We start from the raw sequence: 16,201 nt of genomic DNA, 5'->3' as shown, positions 1-16,201 counted from the left end.
GTTCCTGGCCATTTCCATACGAAGGCTGCATGATGCGAACCGCAGTGGATGGTGGCTTCTTCTGGGGCATTCCGGCAATATCCTCGCCGTCGCGATCCTGGCCTTCATCGCCGTCGGCATGATGTTCATCGGCATCGGCGCGATCATGATAATCCCGAATGAGATGAGGCTCGACTTCCATGACCCGAACACGTTCGCGGGACAGCTGCTCATCCTGCTTTATATCAGCTTCGGCTGTTCGGGCGTCTCGCTGATCATCCAGACATGCCTGTATTCGCTGCCCAGCAAACCCGAAGGCGCGCGCTTCGACTGACGTTCCGGACGAGAGCGGCGCTTTGGACGAAGTGGCCGAATCCGTCCAGACCCGTCAGAGCAGTGTCGAGCGGTCCTTCGCCGCCGGACAGGCCCATGGCGTAGATATTCTGGAACAGGTTCTCGCCGGAAAACGTCTTGGAGGGCATGCCTCCGATTCCGCCAGCCTTGGTCTCCGGAGGAAAAGAAACGTTGTTCCACGGGAGACTGCGTCTCGACGGACGAGCTTCGATCCGGATGCACTCGAAAACAAGCACTTGGGACTCTCAGGATCTTCCGAGCCGCTAGACTGTTCGATGAAATGGTCAAGGAGGAGGCGACACGATGAAGGGACTCCAAGCGTTCTACGACGGCGACTTCGACCAAGCGATGGCCGAGGCCGGACCAGCAACGAAGGAAAACATCGACGACGCACTGGGAGCATACTCCTCGATGTTCCATGCGCCGTTCCTCCTCATCGACGGGCCAAGCATCAGCGTCAGCAACGAGGAACTGTACCGCTGGCTCAACTGGTGCGTCTTCTACGGGCGCCCGAGAGACGAATATCCGGACGCCGAAAAAGATTGAACACACACGACAGTCACCATCAAGGCCACCGCACCACGCGATGGCCTTTTACATACCCATAAAGCTGCGAAAGTTCACATTGATTCCTTCGAAGCAACTCCACCTCGCGGCGAAAGTCCACATCCGGCATCAACAAAATCCAATTCGAGAAAAAGCTGAAAAACATGTGGACTTTCACAGCCACCAGCAACCGGAACGCACCATAACGGAACTCAAACCAGCGAACTCAGCGGATTATTCGGCGGCGAAAGTCCACATCCGTAACGGCGGAGAAGCAAACGTGAATCCGTCCGAAAATGACATCATCCAGCCATGCAAAACCTAGATGGATGATGGAGGAGCGAGGAATCCGCCTACGTAGATAAAAAATGTGGACTATCACCGCCTACTTTGCTGTGATAGTCCACATCCGGTTTAGGTCAGCGGCTTTCCAGCCAGTCGCGGATAGCGTGGTTGACGGCTTCGCCGATCTTCATCCCGTTGTCTTTGCACCAGACTTTGAGCTCGTTTTTCAGAGGCTCCTCAACTTGGAAAGACATCATGACTTTCCTGACATCACCGTCTCCGCGATCATTGGTGTTCTGGGCATTCATGATGCTGTCCAGAGTTTTCCCACGAACTTCATTCGGCGCGTGGAATGTCATATCAAGACGCTGCTTGGCTCTTTTCACGCTTCCACCTCCCGGATTTCCTTCCACACATCCTCATAGCCCTGCAGGTTACTCGGGAAGGAATGACCGAAATCTCCCTTGAACACTTCCTTGAGAGGAATCTCCGCATCGAAGATGCCTGCACCGCTTTTCTCAACGGCCGTACGGAAGGCTTCAAGAGTGGTAGTACCTTTGCGGGCCATGACGATGAGAACTGCGTATTCCTTGCCTTGATCTTGGCATGAAGCGCAGGTCAGCAGGGTCTGCTGCAGATCAACGGGTGACGAGGTCGAAGGAATGATGACGAAGTCAGAGACCTTGATGACCTCGTTGATGACATCACCGCTCGGAGGAGTGTCGATGACAATGACTTGTCCGTCCTTGTCCGGGCGATGCGATCCCAGACGACGGATTTCAGCTTGATTCTTGGAAAGAACTTCAAAGGGCAGTGCGTCTCCATTGTCCTCCGCAGCTTGGGACCAAAGTGTGGCACTTCCTTGAGGATCGGTATCGAAGATGGTCACATCTTTGCCAGACCTGTAGATAGCCGTGGAGAGAGCCATGGAGGTTGTCGTCTTTCCGACACCTCCCTTGATGTTCAGGACACCGATGATCATGAGAAGCCTTTCGTATAAATAAATATAAATATTTATATTTATTTAAATATTATCATGAATGCGTCTATTTGCAAAAAGCTATGGAGTGGCGAAATCGGAAAAATCTACGGGAATGTGGACTTTCGCCGCCGATTGGCAAATTTCGTTTTGCTATATAAATTATACATATTTCTATATAAGTATATATAGAACATAGGTCAGCCTTACTGCTATAAAGCCGAACGGGCTTTTGAAAGCTGTGAAAGTCCACATTTCCGGCTGTGAAAGTCCACATACCTGGCTGTGAAAGTCCACATTTCCGGCTGTGAAAGTCCACATTCGCATGAATGGCAGAGGCCGATATGCTGTGAAAGTCCACATTTCACCTGTAAAATTTCCTAGCAGGAATGTGCTTTTGTGGAGGTTTTCTTTTGATGACGGGGGCGGATGGATTGAGCACAATCCCCTTTGAGGTGAGGTCTACTTTCGCTTCTGGATATGCTTTCAGGGCTTTGCTGAGACTTTTTTTGAACTGTTCCTTGAAATTCTTGAGCTGGGTTCCGTTGCCAAAGCGCTCATAGAGCCACTGCCAGGTGATCGGCATTGGGCGTCCGATTTTCGGAAGACTTCCAACCAGCCACAAGTAGATATCCCATGGCATGACCGAACGTCCAGACAGAAGCTCTTTCGCTGCCGACATATCGAAAGGTGCGGATTCTGTGGCCAGCTTGTCCCAGACTTCTTCCGTGAGCATCACGGACAGGCCGCTGAACTCGGCGCTGGTCTCGGATTCCTTGAAGACCGTTTCCTTGGCGATTGGAATATCGATGATGTCGTGGTAGTCGGATCCTTTGAATCCCATGACCTTGCGGAGGCTAATGCGACTGCGGAGGAGCAGTCGGAACTGCTCCTGGACGCGTTGCGCGGTTCTGCCGCCATGTCCAAGTCCCAGTTCGTCGCAGAGCGCGCCAACGGAGGGGAGTGTGATGATGTGCCGATCCGGATCGCAAGTCGCCGTTTTGCGTTTGCCTGCACGACGGATCTGCTTTGCCATCCACACCATTATCAGACGTGGATACTTGCCACTTGGATACAGGCGTTTGCCCGTGACCGGATCATAGGACGCTTCGAGTATGTACTCGATGTTGCCATTGAGCTTGGTGATGGCTGGGGTATCTTCCGAAGGCTGTTCGGCTGGGAACAGGCTTGCGGTCAGTAGACTGTGCCCATACCAGATAGATGGGGTGTCTTCCTCTTGGTTCTTGTTGTCGAGGAAGGAGGACATGCCACGTGGTTCCAATTCAGCGCTCATAGGTGAAATCTTAGTGTATAGAGCTAATCGAGGAAGGGCTTTTTCTGGTCGCTTTCCTCCATTCGGAAGGCTGTAGGGTGATGGGTTGAGCCGGTAATCGGCAGAAAAGCAAGGAAAGAGCATTTAAATATATTTAAATAAAAATAAATAAAAATATTTAAATATCGGCGTGTCGTTCTGTTCTCTGTGAAATGTAGATTTTGCGTTCTCTCAGAAGGTTGCTATTTAAAATATTCTTCTATCTATATATACGTTTGCCCGTTTTCCTACTCGTGTAAGGGCTTTAGCGGCTTTTTCGCTACGTTACTCCACCGTTTTGCTACGTTACTCCACCAAAACTGCTACGATACTCCACGATTTTTGCTACGTTACTCCACTCCGGAAGGTTCAAAAAAAGAAGGCTGCTACGATACTCCACCACCTGAATGGTGGATAAAAGCAGCAGCCTTCCTCGGATTGATCAATGACGAGAAGTCCGTCGTGGTTCGATGGCCGGACGGCTTGGAAGCAGCGTGACTCCCTCCTTGGTGATCTCAAAACGCGCCTGCGGATAAAACAGGTTGACCATGCATATGTTCCTGCGGAATCTGAAACGGAAATTGCGTTCATCGCTCAACCCATCGCCAAACGTCTCATGAAGCCAATGCCAGGAGAAGTTGCGGGGGAAACGCATGTTGAAGTAGGTTCCCACCATCCAGATGTAGATGTCATGAGCCATGACCCTACGCCCCTTGAGCAATGCTTTCGCGGCTTGAAAATCGAATGGGGCGGTTTCCTTGGAAAGAATGTTCCAAATCTCGGGAGTGAGAATCATGACGAATCCATTTTCCCGAATGTTCTCGCACTCGTCGAAGATGATGGCACGCGTCAACGGAAGATTGACTATTTCACGTCGGTTCCGACTGGCTGCGAACCCGCTGCACTTGTGCACGCTGATGCTGCAGAGGGTCAATGCTCGTATCTGCTCGTTGATGGCGCATAGGGTCACGCCGCCTTTGGCGATTCCAAGTTCCGCGGCCAGGTGTGAGAGTGATGGGATCCGAATCGACATCTTCTTCGGATCGACGTACTTGTCTCCTTTCTTTCCTGCCATGCGTATTCGTTTGGCTATCCAGCACATGATCATGCGCGGATATTTGCCATACGGGAATTTTTGGGTTTTGGTGGCCGGATCGATTCCTGCCTCGAGGATGTACTCGTAATTCACCTGACGTTTGACGATGAAGCTGGTTGGTTCCTTCGGCGGATTTTGGGGAAACAGCGACGAGGTGAAGATCGAATGGCCGTACCAGATTTCCTGATCCGCTAGACGCTGCGGGACCGGCGCTGATTCTTGTGTCTGAAAATAATACGGGGCAAGTTCTTTTAGGGAATCGTACTTTGGATAGCGCGTCATGACGATTCCGGTTCGGAAGAGGATGGCCCGTTATCTATTGGCTTGATCAGCCGGTTTTCCGAGATGAGACCGGCTAGAAAACTCGCCAAGGTCATGGCGAAGCGCTCTTCGGCTTCGATGCGGTCGATGCCGTGTTCTTGCGCGTGGGCCAGCCAGACTGAACGGATTTCGGAGATCGGCTCGCTTGAATCGACATGTCCATAAATGGTTTCGATCAGATCGCAGTCGATGCCGATGATGTGCTGTCCGTCAAGCTCGATCATGAAGCGTCGAGTGGGTGTTCCGTCGGATAGTTTTTCGGAAATGATTTTGTAAAGCGCTTCTTTGAGAAAAGGCATATCACTCCATTGCGATAAGAAATGCGGGATCGTATTCGAGAAAATGACGGCCGATATAGGTCGCCAGAAGTCAGTTTTCGGTGGGGCTTTCTTCAGACTGGACGGGATTTTCCCGATGAAGATATTCCCAATCGAGTGGCTTGTAGTTGAAGCTGGTTTCCTTGGTGATGACGGAAACGCGCAATACTGGAGCCTCCTCGCCGGTCGTCTTTTTCCTTGTGGACAGTGCGCCGCCGACGATGGTGAAATCTCCTGCCTTGAACTCCTGTGTTCTGATGTACTCCTTGTTGAATCCTCGTGCCTGTAGGTCAAGGAATTCGGTTGGTTTCCCTTGATGGTTGACGGCAAGGGTGAGGTATGCGACCTCATTGCCGTCGCTGAAGGTGCGGAATACGGGATCGCGTGTGAGGTTTCCCGCTTTCCAAATTACCTGGTCGCTGTGGAAAGGCATAGCTCCTCCTTGATGATGTGCCCTTTCGCCGGCGGCGTTTTTGGTTATGCACATGCAGGGAGGTCGTCCATGGATAGGGTGTGGCGGATTGACTCCCCCTACATAGTCGCCTCAGTGTAACAGAAAAAGAGGGAGTGATGACAATCGGGGGATAATTTTGTGAGACGCCGGCGAGACCTATTCGGCATGTGGGGCGAGTTCTGTGGCGTTGATCGTCTCGGACAATGCCTTGAACACATTGGCCCGCAGCGTGATCTCGCTGGCCTTTTTATCGTCGCCAGCCATCCGGCTCGCCTTGCTGGCCACTTCGAGCCATGCTTCGAAAGGATCCTTGCCGAAATAGTCGCACAGCTTGGTGAAGTCACCCAAGGTCAATGGGCTGTACGCGTAACGGAACTGCGCCCGGATTCGGGGATAGGAGCAGTTCAGCACCTGCGCGCAATCCTTCATGGTATGCCTGACCGGACCTTCCGCCATCCACTCGCGAATCAATTCGATGGCCGCCTTGTCCATCGACGTCCAACGTTCGGCATGCGTGTTACGCGCTTCGGTAGTGTCAGTCACCTAACGGTTCTTCCTCAAAAAAGATTGGAAACTATTGTTTTCGTCCGTATGACGGACGGCCTTATCTTATCATTCGAGTGATTTGGCGCAATCCGAAACCCTGCCGGGGTGAGTGTGAACCGGCATGGAGAAGATCCTCCTGACGGAGGGGTCCATCAGGAGGGTCTGGCAACTGACATACCGCCCAATCCGCCAAGACAAGCGGTATGCCTTCCGTAGGTAAGGAGCTATTGCCACATGCAAAGATAGCAGACGAATCCCAACGTTTCCTTGGTGTTTTACGGTATGCCATTGATGGGGGTGTGCGGTTTTCAGTGGATGAACCAGATGCCTTCCCTGGCCGCATCCAATTGTGCTTTCGAGTAATGGGTGATGATCGGCGCCGGCAATGTCGAGCTGGATTCGCTGATGGTGATGCCACCGTCGGCGTCGACCTGTTCGACCACGGCCACGTGGCCGTACGTCGGATGCGCGCCCAGTACGCCCGGGCGGAACGTTATCACGTCACCCGGTTGAGGATCCTTGCCGTACTGGTAGCCGAGGCGACGGGCGGATTCAATCCAGAAGCCGCCATTGCCCATATGGGTGTCGACCGGTCTGCCGATATTTTGCCGTCTGGATGCCGCCCACCAAGTGCACTGCTTGTACTCGTACCCGCTCGGATCGAGATACCAGATCGCGGGAATGTTCATGGCCGATATATCCACATGGATGTCGTCCATCATGATGAGCTTCGGCGTCAGCTGACCCACCACCGTGCCGCCTCCGGACATCGTGTATTTGGTCCGTGCCCATTCGATGATCTTCTTCACATATGCTTGAGTTTCCTTGTAAGGCGGAATGCCTCCGTGATCGGATACCGCGCCAAGTCCCGCGTTGTAGGCGGCCAAGGCGAGCTCTGTGATGTCTCCGGTGATTTTGCCGGATGCTTTGAGTGATTTGACCGAATCGACCAGCTGGCACATATAGTTGCCCTGACTCCAGATCGCATCATGCGGATTGAGGACATCCGCCTTCCCGTCACCGTCCCCGTCCTTGCCGTGCGCGGCCCATGTGCCTGGCATGAACTGGGCGATTCCCTGCGCCCCGGCGGGACTGGTTGCGGTGGGATTCCAACCGGATTCTGCGTCCAATTGCGCGGCGATGATTTGCGGCGTCACCTCGGCGCAGATTGACCCCGCCTTTTGCACGTCGGCGAGGAACTCGTCCGGCACCCCGGTAAGTCCTCCGGATGCCGATTCCGATTCGCCGTCGGAGACGGCTAGACCAATGGCGAACAACGGGCCCATGAACAGCATGACGGCCGCAAGCGTAAAGCAGAAAATGGCGACCAAAGGACCCGCAGAGGATTTAGCGTCGTCCATGCTGTCCGCCCATCGTCCGACGGACGTGAAGCCATGTGTGCAACTCGTCGCGAGGGATCCGCCATCCGCGTTCGATCCTGATCGCCGGTATCCTTCCCTGTCTGATCCATCTTGTGACAGTGCTTTCGCTCACCTGCAGCAGTTCGGCAACCTCGCCGACGCGTAGCAGTATGTGGGCTGAATCCTTGAAGAAACCATCCATGTCACCACATCCAGTCCTGATTGCGCAGGGATACGACGTTCCTGCTTGACAATGCACATAGTGATAGAATACTATCACTATAACCTTTATGGAAGATAGATAACTATCTTCAGAGAGAAGGGAAGGGATATGTCACAGCAGACCGTCTCGGCATTGCCGCCGCGGCCATCTCCGGCAGTGCCGGACATGCCGCCATTGCCGTCACGACCTGAATGCCGTGCCGACAATGCGCCGCGGCCGAATCCGCGGGAATGGCAGCAAGGCATTCCCGCACCCGCAAGAATGCTCGCGGTGCGTTCCCTTCCGACAGCCGGCCTTTGGGTGGTCGGCGCGCATGGGGGAAGCGGCGAAAGCGTCATAGCCGCGCTCAACCCATATTGGATGGCCGCCGAACATTGCTTTCCAACCATGGGCGACATACTCATCTGCTGCAGGACCAGCGCCTACGGCTTGGAGTGCGGAAGAATGGCTTTGCAGCAATATCTGGCCGGTCTGGCCGGTTACGGCCGGCTCATTGGACTCGCGATCGTCGCCGACATGCCAGGCAAAATCCCCAAGGAACTGAAACAGCTTGGAGAACTCACACGGTCGCTCGCACCAAACACCGTCGAGTTCCCCTTTGATAAAACGCTCCGGCTCGAACCTTATCCGCCAACCAATCAAGACAGGTTCAGCCGGCAGCGTTCACTCATCGAATCCCTCATCGGCAGTTGAAAATCCGTAGGTAAAGGAGCCTCTCATGGGAACAATCAACCATCACATCCTTGTTGTGGCTGCTGCCATACAAGCTGACGGCCGCAGCATGGCCGCAGTGCCCAACCCTCCATCCCAACAGCCTCCGGGAACCGAAGGTCTTGTCACCATCATGGGATGGGCGAAATGGGTGGCCCTTGCGGTGCTGGTCGTCGCACTGATCGCCGCAGGCGTCATGTTCGCGGTCCGGGCCCGCAGAGGAGACGGCGCCGAAGGCGTCGGCCATGTCGGCATGGTGCTCGCAGGCGTCATCGTCGTCTCCGCGGCCGGAACATTGGTCGGCTTCCTGGCAGGGGAGTGAAGCCATGTATCATCGACCAGCAATCGCAGCAGTGGCGATGTTGCTCGCCATCGGCATGATCGGCGCATGCGGCGCGCCCAAGGATTCCACCACCTCATCCGCCTCAAACAACGGCGACTCGTCATTGCAATGGGAAAAGCCGAAAAATCAGAAAACCGCGGACAAGACTTCCTGCCAAGTAGGCCAATGGGATCCGACCCAACCGGAGAACGCGCCGAACGTCGCATGGAACTATCAGGAACAGACGCTCTGGCCATATCCGACCAGCGACGAACTGGGCCCGTATCTCACTGATTCCGACGGCTACAGGCGTTGCTACGCGCATTCGCCATCCGGAGCGCTGCTCGCCGCGGCGAACATTGCCGCCATGATGACCTCGCCGACGCTCATGACCGACGCGGACTCTGTGATCAAACTCTTTGGACACGGATCCCAATACGACACCATCAAGGAGAAGCTCCAAAACGAAACCCTGAAAAACGACTCCGATTCCGGAGTGCGAGCAGAACTCTACGGATTCAGAATCCTTGAATCGAAGGAAACCACTGCAATCGTCGACTTGGGCTATCAGGCATCAGCGGACGGACGCAGCATCAACCTGTCGATCGTATACAACCTTGTTTGGGACAACGGAGACTGGAAACTGCAGTCGGAAGACACGATTCCCGTCTCATCGGCGACGCTTTCCAGCTTCGTGAACTACACGCCTTGGCGGGAAACCTGATGGAATGGCTCGACAAGATAGGTGACGCCATATCCGGCTTGAATCCAGTGAGCTTGGTGGCCAGCGGATTGGGAAAACTCGTCGGAGCGGTCTTCGACATATTCGCGTCCCTCCTGTCCGATGCGATAGGCAACACCGTCAAGGAATTCTCGTCAATGTGGATGAACGTGCCCACTCCGGACATCACCGGCGACGGTTCGGAACCGGTCACAGTGGGCGCCAGCGCCGGAGTATTGCAGATCCTGGGCTGGATGAAATGGGTATGCTTCGCCATCGCGATCATCGCCTTGATGATCGCCGGCGTCCGCTTCGCCATCCACGCCCGACAAGGCGGCGCGGCCAGAGAAGCCGGACATATCGGCATGATTCTCGGAGCGGTCGTAGTCATCTCAGCTTCAGCCGGAATGGTGTCGGTCGCCCTGTCCTCCGGTCCGACGGGCGTCGGCGGCGCGGTCGCCATGGTCCAATCGAACCTCTGGTGGTATATGCAGGCTGCCGCCGTGGCCAGCGTCCTGATAGGCATGGGCCGCATGATGTGGCAGATGCGCGCCGAAGAAGGCAAGAACACCATCAAATCCGTCATCCGACTGATCATCGTGGCGGGCGCAGGCCCCACCATCGTTTCCCTGCTGCTTACCGCGTCCGACTCCTTCTCCGCGGCGGTGATCGACGCCGCTGCCGATAAGGATTTCAACACGTCCATGACCAAGGCGTTACTGTTCTCACCCACCATGCCGGGCGGCATCGCCACGGTGCTGGTCATCGGACTGTTCATCCTCATCGGCCAGATCGTCCAAATCATCGTCATGATCGCACGTTCCGGACTGCTGGTTCTCATGATGTCGGTGCTGCCGCTTGCCAGCGCGAACACCAACACCAGTTGGGGACAGCAATGGTACCAGCGTGCGGTCGGCTGGCTGGCCGCCGCAATCCTATACAAGCCGGTCGCCTCCATCATTTACGCGATCTGCTTCAGAATGATTGGCGGCAACGCGTTCGGCACTGAAGAAGGAAGCATATCCGGCGTGCTCGTCGGCTTCGCATTCATGGTCATGGCGATTCTTGCCATGCCCGCGCTGATGAGATTCGCCGTTCCCGCCGTCGCGGCGGTCTCCGATGGCGGATCCGGAGGCGGAATGCTCGCAGCCGCAGCGCCGACCGGCGCGATGATGATCGCCCAAATGTCAGGAGGCCAAACCTCCAGCGGTCAGACGGCACAATCCACTCCATCCGGATCAGGCTTGCCATCCGGCGGATCCTCCTCGACATCGACTCCGACCGCCACTACCTCCTCAGGCCCTGTTGCAGGACCAGCCTCCACAGCCGGAGCGGGCGCGGGCATGGGCTCCGGAACCGCTACTGCCGGAGCAGCCGCAGGACCGGCGGGCATGGTCGCGGGAGCGGCCATCCAAGGAGTCCAATCAGTGCAAGGAAAAATCGAATCCGCCACATCCGGACCATCCGGTTCAACCAACGTTTCCATGCCGCCGACGCCGCCGTCGGAAACAGGCATGCGACCTATGAACGGAGGAAGCCATGACGTCGGCAACGGAGCCACGCCAAGCGGAGCCTAGAACCTACGGCAATTGGAACCGCCCATCCACGCCCGGCCTCATTCCCGGGCTCGGCATGATAGGCACGGCCATCATGTTCTCCGGACTGGTGCTCATGATCATGTTCATCATGGCGGGCAATTGGGTGATCGCCATCGGCATCCTCGCCATCACCGGCATCACCCTGCTCCTGATAGCAGCCAAAGACATCCACGGCCGTAGTCTGGCCGGACGCATCGTCGTCATCGCCGCATGGAAGCACGGACATGCGAAAAAACGCACCATCTACCAGTCCGGACTGCTCGGCATCAGCAACCAGGGAGAACACCGCCTGCCTGGATTGCTCGCTCCCATGCGCCTCTACGAAGGCCATGATGCAGCGCATCGCCCATTCGCCGTCGTCTACAGTCCACAACAGCACACCTACACCATCGTGATCGGCACGTCGCCATCAGGAGAGGATCTCGTCGACGCGGACCAGATCGATCTGTGGGTGGCCCGATGGGGACGTTTCCAAGCGGACATGGGCGACGAGCCAGGACTGACATCATTCAGCGTGACCGTGGAAACCGCGCCGGCGACCAGCGCGCGACTTCGCCGCGAGGTCGAACTCAACATGGTCAATGATGCGCAGCCATTCTCCGTGGCCGTGTTGAAGGACATCCTCGCCTCCTACCCAAAAGGGTCGAACAGCGTGCAGGCATACGTGGCCCTCACCTATTCGGACATGCAGACCGCCGGCTCCCGCCGTCGTCGCCGTGACGAAATGATCGGCGACCTGATGACCCGCATGCCGCATCTGACGGCCGCATTGGAGGCGACCGGTGCAGGAGCATGCACGCCACTCGGAGCACGAGAACTGTGCGAAACGATCCGCACCGCATATGATCCAGCTGTCTGCACGCAATTCGACGACATGCACGCCTCGGGCGAACGCGACGACATCGAATGGGAGGAATGCGGACCGGTCGCCGCCCGCAACAACTGGGACCACTACATGCATGATTCCGGAATCTCCGTGACCTGGGAAATGACCGAAGCGCCCCGCGGCGTCGTCCACGCGAACGTCCTGACCCGACTGCTCGCCCCACAGCATGACGTGCTGCGCAAACGTGTCACCCTTCTCTATCGGCCGATCAGTCCGGCCCGCACGCCGGACATCGTCGAAACCGATGCAAGAACAGCCGACTTCGCCGTCAACAGCGCGGACAAACCATCCGCACGCGCGCTACGCCGACAGAAAGCCGCTCGCCAAACCGCCAACGAGGAAGCCTCCGGTGCGGGCATGGTCAACTTCGGAATGCTTGCCACCGTCACCATGGATCACGAACGCAACCGCGCCGACGTGATGGCCACGATCGACAATCTGGCAGCATCGGCCCGCATCCGCATCCGTCCCGTCTACGGTTCACAATCCAGCGCGTTCGCAGCATGCCTTCCCCTGGGACTGAACCTGAGACAGCATCTCATGATTCCCGCCGAATTCACCGACAAGCTGTGAAAGGAACGATACCGATGACAGCGAAACACCAAAGGAATCCGCAACGGGAATCCATGCCTTTCGGTTCCCGCGGATGGCGGTGCGCGGCAGGAGGCTGGGAGGACACCATCCAACAGCCTCCCGAATGGCGTGGCTCCACCGTTCAGGTCTGCGGCCTGTGGCCATTCGCGGTCGGAGCCGGCACACCCATGGTCGGCGTGCCCATGGGACGACATCTGTTCACAGGCTCGACCCTCTGCTGCGATCCGATCAGCTGGTTCACCCGCGCCCACCTGATCTCCAATCCCAGCGCGTTCGTCCTCGGCAAACCAGGCTTGGGTAAAAGCACCGTCGTACGCCGTTGGGCCGTCGGCTTGAACGGATATGGCGTGATACCAATGTTCCTAGGAGACGTGAAAGCCGAACACATCGACGTGGTCCGCGCCCTCGGCGGCCAGGTCATCCCACTCGGATACCGACGCGGCAGCATCAACGTGCTCGACCCGGGCGGCGCACTCTCAAGCCTCAACCGTCTTTCCGGCGCGAAACGCAAAGAACTCGCGGCAATCATCCACTCCCGCCGCCGCAACATGATCGGCGGACTCATCGCCATTGTGCGCGGAAGCCAACCGTCCGATCGCGAGACCACGATCATCGACCGTGCGCTACGCGTGCTCGACGACCGGTTCGGCATCCAACCGCCCGTCATGGCCGACCTGCTGCAGGTCGTCCGCGACGCTCCAGACCAATTGCGAGCCGTCGCATTGGACCGCGGCGACATGGACCGGTATCGGCAGATTGTCGAGAATCTCGAAGTCTCCCTCATCGCCCTCGCCGGCTCCGGCACTTTCGGAGACCTGTTCAGCCAGCAGACCAGCGAGACCATGCGCCCCGACCGTCCGGTCGTCTTCGACATCAGCGCCATCGGAGAATCCGACGGAACCGTCCGCGCCGCAGCGCTTCTCGCCTGCTGGGACGCCGGATTCTGCACCGTCGACGCCGCGCACATTCTCGCCGAAGCTGGCCTCGAACCCATGCGCCACTACTTCATCGTCATGGACGAACTGTGGCAGGCATTGCGCTCGGGCACCGGCATGGTCGACCGCGTCGACGCGGTCACCCGACTGAACCGCAGCTTCGGCGTCGGCCAGGTGCTCATCAGCCACACCATGAGCGATCTGATGAGTCTGCCGACCGAAATGGACCGGATGAAAGCGCAGGGATTCGTCGAACGCAGCGGCATGGTCGTCTGCGGAGGACTGCCATCCAAGGAAATGCCGCTCCTGGATCAGGCCGTCACCTTAAGCCGTCGCGAACAGCAGCTGCTCGAATCCTGGCAGGATCCTCCCGCCTGGGATTCACGGCTCGGCGGCGAAGCCGAACCACCGGGACGAGGCAAATTCCTCGTCAAAGTCGGCGGACGGCCCGGCATCCCATTCCACCTGGATCTGACCGATGCGGAACGACATATCAACGACACCAACAGACTCTGGCATACGGAAGGGAACCGGGTATGACCACTCCGAACAATCGAAGACGACAGCCGGACTCCATGTCCGACGGCATGATCATCGGCCTCATCCTCGGCGGCATCGCCCTGCTGGTTTTCGTCATCGTCTATGCGGGATGGTGGTTCGGCACGCTCCTGCAGTCAGGCAGCACTCCGCAACGACTGTCCGCACTCGACGTGGTCGCTGGACTCGTCTCGGGAAAAATCGCATGGCCCGGCATCAGTGGATGGATCGTATCGGCGGTGGCGTCGATCGCCATGGCCGTGATCTCCATCCTTGCCGCAGTCATATTCGCGAACAGCCAATCGAAGCGCACCCGCGCCGATCATGCCGCACGCTACCTGGGCGTGGGACGTGACGTGGAATCCCTCTCCTACAAGCATGCCGTCGAAACAGCCAAACGGATGAACGTCATCCAGGACGCCAAGCCTGGCATCTTCCTCGGCACGAACGTGAACGGCGGAGCAGGCGTATGGAGCACCTGGGAGGACGTGATTGTCGCATTGGCCGGACCGAGAACTGGCAAAACCACCTGCTTCGTGGTTCCCAGCATCCTTGATGCGCCCGGACCCGTATTGGCCACCTCCAACAAGAACGACATCGTCGACGCGGTACGGAACCCACGAAGCCGAGTCGGACACGTATGGGTATTCGACCCGCAGGACGTGGCGGGGGAGAAGCCCACCTGGTGGTGGAATCCACTGACCTACGTGACCGATGAGGTCAAAGCGGGACAGATGGCCGGATACTTCGCATCCAGCGCCACCGCCGCAGACGCGAAACGTGACGCCTACTTCGACTCCGCAGGGGAATCACTCCTGTCCTATCTGCTACTCGCCGCAGCCGAAGCCGGACGTCCCATCACCCAAGTGTGGACGTGGCTCACCGATCCGCTGGACCGCGAACCCATCGACCTGCTGAACGAGCATTATCCGCTGATTGCGCAATCGTTGACCGCCGTCATCGACACTCCGGACCGGCAGCGGGCAGGCGTCTACGGCACTGCACAGAACATGGCGCGCGTGCTCGTCAACCGGCAGGTCCTCGAATGGGTCACCCCGCCGCCGGACGGCGTCATGCGTCCCATGTTCGACCCCGTCCGTTTCGCTACATCGAACGACACGTTATGCCTGCTGTCCAGAGAAGGCGTCGGCACGGCCGGAGCGTTCGTCCTATCCCTGACCGCAGCCGTGGCCGAAGCGGCCGAAGCTCAGGCACGACTCGAAGGCGGTCGACTTCACAAGCCCATGCTCGCCGTCCTCGACGAAGCTGCGAACGTCTGCCGCTGGCGCGAACTCCCGGACCTCTACTCTCACTACGGTTCCCGTGGCATCATCCTCATGACGTTTCTGCAATCGTGGAGCCAGGGCGTATCCGTCTGGGGTGAGGAAGGCATGAGCAAACTCTGGTCGGCGGCGAATCTCAAGATCTTCGGCGGCGGCATATCGGAAACCGGATTCCTGAAAACCATGAGCGACCTGCTGGGCGACTACGACATGGTCCAACGCCAGGTCGGCTACTCCCACGGCCACACCAGCACCACCCAATCGATCACCCGCGACACGATCATGTCCGTCGACCAGCTTGCAGCGTTACCTCGCGGCCGCGCAGTCCTTGTCGCATCCGGAGCGCGGCCGCTCCTGATCAAAACCATTCCTTGGATGAACCGTAAAACCACTCGCAAAGGAGACGGACGATGAGCCTGTTCGACACCTTCGACGACACCATGGAGGACAACCATGACGAAACCGCCGACCACGCAGAGGACCAGATCACCGCCGTATTCGGCAACGTGTATGAATTCTTCGAATGGTTCCGCCACTTCTATAAGCGCCGCGTCGGCACGCCGGTGTGCAAATGGCGCGACGACTGGTGGAACTGTCCCGAGGCCGAATACCGGCTGACCGCTTTATGGCGCAGCTGGGAGAAAGCCCGATACGATCCGGCCGATGGCATCGCGCTCTGGTGGCGCGACTACGCCGACCCGACCATGAGCATGCTCATGTCTCCAACGGGGCCTTTTGCCGAATCACACACCACCGGCCAACCCGACCAGCCACTGCCCTCGCGAATCCCGCCACAGGGACGTTTCAGAGACGAACGCGAGGACTGACCGGCATCGGACCC

At 57.5% G+C, this 16,201-nt stretch carries 19 protein-coding genes; 10 read left to right on the top strand and 9 right to left on the bottom strand.

The features are described from left to right. The coding region (locus ACR0P8_RS04145; RefSeq protein WP_432623930.1) for a DUF805 domain-containing protein at nucleotides 1-313 on the top strand (313 nt) is incomplete at its 5' end. A 323-nt stretch (nucleotides 314-636) separates the two neighbouring features. Next, the gene (locus tag ACR0P8_RS04140; RefSeq protein WP_432623929.1) at nucleotides 637-879 is read left to right on the top strand and encodes a hypothetical protein; all 243 of its coding nucleotides are present in this window, start codon (nucleotides 637-639) and stop codon (nucleotides 877-879) included. A gap of 419 nt (nucleotides 880-1,298) precedes the next feature. Here the strand turns inward: ACR0P8_RS04140 and ACR0P8_RS04135 are convergent, their stop codons facing one another. The 9 genes from ACR0P8_RS04135 to ACR0P8_RS04095 form a co-directional block, all read right to left on the bottom strand. Continuing rightward, nucleotides 1,299-1,550: a hypothetical protein gene (locus ACR0P8_RS04135; protein WP_432623928.1), complete on the bottom strand. Its 252-nt coding sequence runs from the start codon at nucleotides 1,548-1,550 to the stop codon at nucleotides 1,299-1,301. After that, nucleotides 1,547-2,146 carry an AAA family ATPase gene (locus tag ACR0P8_RS04130; RefSeq protein WP_432623927.1) on the bottom strand — a complete coding sequence of 200 codons (600 nt, stop codon included), beginning with the start codon at nucleotides 2,144-2,146 and terminating at the stop codon, nucleotides 1,547-1,549. The genes ACR0P8_RS04135 and ACR0P8_RS04130 overlap by 4 nt, the downstream gene beginning before the upstream one ends. A gap of 361 nt (nucleotides 2,147-2,507) precedes the next feature. Then, nucleotides 2,508-3,437, bottom strand: coding sequence for a replication protein RepA (locus ACR0P8_RS04125; RefSeq protein WP_432623926.1), 930 nt, complete (start codon nucleotides 3,435-3,437; stop codon nucleotides 2,508-2,510). Between the two features lie 460 nt (nucleotides 3,438-3,897). Then, the gene (locus ACR0P8_RS04120) at nucleotides 3,898-4,833 is read right to left on the bottom strand and encodes a replication protein RepA (protein ID WP_432623925.1); all 936 of its coding nucleotides are present in this window, start codon (nucleotides 4,831-4,833) and stop codon (nucleotides 3,898-3,900) included. Then, nucleotides 4,830-5,171 carry a hypothetical protein gene (locus ACR0P8_RS04115; protein ID WP_432623924.1) on the bottom strand — a complete coding sequence of 114 codons (342 nt, stop codon included), beginning with the start codon at nucleotides 5,169-5,171 and terminating at the stop codon, nucleotides 4,830-4,832. The genes ACR0P8_RS04120 and ACR0P8_RS04115 overlap by 4 nt, the downstream gene beginning before the upstream one ends. Before the next feature lie 70 nt (nucleotides 5,172-5,241). Further along, nucleotides 5,242-5,622 carry a single-stranded DNA-binding protein gene (locus ACR0P8_RS04110; RefSeq protein WP_432623923.1) on the bottom strand — a complete coding sequence of 127 codons (381 nt, stop codon included), beginning with the start codon at nucleotides 5,620-5,622 and terminating at the stop codon, nucleotides 5,242-5,244. Nucleotides 5,623-5,799: 177 nt separating this feature from the next. Next, nucleotides 5,800-6,186, bottom strand: a complete 387-nt coding sequence (locus ACR0P8_RS04105; RefSeq protein ID WP_432623922.1) for a hypothetical protein — start codon at nucleotides 6,184-6,186, stop codon at nucleotides 5,800-5,802. A gap of 311 nt (nucleotides 6,187-6,497) precedes the next feature. Continuing rightward, a complete protein-coding gene (locus ACR0P8_RS04100; protein ID WP_432623921.1) occupies nucleotides 6,498-7,550 on the bottom strand; it encodes a CHAP domain-containing protein in 1,053 nt (350 codons plus the stop codon). After that, nucleotides 7,537-7,752, bottom strand: coding sequence for a helix-turn-helix domain-containing protein (locus tag ACR0P8_RS04095; protein ID WP_432623920.1), 216 nt, complete (start codon nucleotides 7,750-7,752; stop codon nucleotides 7,537-7,539). Before ACR0P8_RS04095 ends, ACR0P8_RS04100 begins: the two co-directional genes overlap by 14 nt. A 129-nt stretch (nucleotides 7,753-7,881) precedes the next feature. On the opposite strand from ACR0P8_RS04095, the gene ACR0P8_RS04090 reads away from it, so the two are divergent. From ACR0P8_RS04090 to ACR0P8_RS04055, 8 genes are read left to right on the top strand one after another with little or no spacing between them, the layout of a single operon-like run. Next, complete coding sequence (locus tag ACR0P8_RS04090; RefSeq protein ID WP_432623919.1) at nucleotides 7,882-8,466, top strand: DUF6668 family protein; 585 nt, start codon at nucleotides 7,882-7,884, stop codon at nucleotides 8,464-8,466. Nucleotides 8,467-8,491: 25 nt separating this feature from the next. Continuing rightward, nucleotides 8,492-8,806, top strand: coding sequence for a hypothetical protein (locus ACR0P8_RS04085; protein ID WP_432623918.1), 315 nt, complete (start codon nucleotides 8,492-8,494; stop codon nucleotides 8,804-8,806). A 4-nt stretch (nucleotides 8,807-8,810) separates the two neighbouring features. Beyond that, on the top strand, nucleotides 8,811-9,530 hold the full coding sequence (locus ACR0P8_RS04080) for a hypothetical protein (RefSeq protein WP_432623917.1): 720 nt from the start codon (nucleotides 8,811-8,813) through the stop codon (nucleotides 9,528-9,530). Further along, on the top strand, nucleotides 9,530-11,104 hold the full coding sequence (locus ACR0P8_RS04075) for a hypothetical protein (protein WP_432623916.1): 1,575 nt from the start codon (nucleotides 9,530-9,532) through the stop codon (nucleotides 11,102-11,104). The genes ACR0P8_RS04080 and ACR0P8_RS04075 overlap by 1 nt, the downstream gene beginning before the upstream one ends. After that, nucleotides 11,067-12,584, top strand: a complete 1,518-nt coding sequence (locus tag ACR0P8_RS04070) for an SCO6880 family protein (protein ID WP_432623915.1) — start codon at nucleotides 11,067-11,069, stop codon at nucleotides 12,582-12,584. The genes ACR0P8_RS04075 and ACR0P8_RS04070 overlap by 38 nt, the downstream gene beginning before the upstream one ends. Before the next feature lie 14 nt (nucleotides 12,585-12,598). Next, nucleotides 12,599-14,080: an ATPase gene (locus ACR0P8_RS04065; protein WP_432623914.1), complete on the top strand. Its 1,482-nt coding sequence runs from the start codon at nucleotides 12,599-12,601 to the stop codon at nucleotides 14,078-14,080. Then, a complete protein-coding gene (locus ACR0P8_RS04060; protein WP_432623913.1) occupies nucleotides 14,077-15,774 on the top strand; it encodes a type IV secretory system conjugative DNA transfer family protein in 1,698 nt (565 codons plus the stop codon). The genes ACR0P8_RS04065 and ACR0P8_RS04060 overlap by 4 nt, the downstream gene beginning before the upstream one ends. Beyond that, complete coding sequence (locus ACR0P8_RS04055) at nucleotides 15,771-16,187, top strand: DUF4913 domain-containing protein (RefSeq protein WP_432623911.1); 417 nt, start codon at nucleotides 15,771-15,773, stop codon at nucleotides 16,185-16,187. Before ACR0P8_RS04060 ends, ACR0P8_RS04055 begins: the two co-directional genes overlap by 4 nt. Nucleotides 16,188-16,201: the final 14 nt, after the last annotated feature.

Origin of the sequence: Bifidobacterium sp., assembly GCF_050874245.1 — a bacterium.
Lineage (GTDB): Bacteria > Actinomycetota > Actinomycetes > Actinomycetales > Bifidobacteriaceae > Bifidobacterium.
Note: the sequence above shows the minus strand (reverse complement) of the source record. Positions and strands in the feature narration are given on the sequence as shown.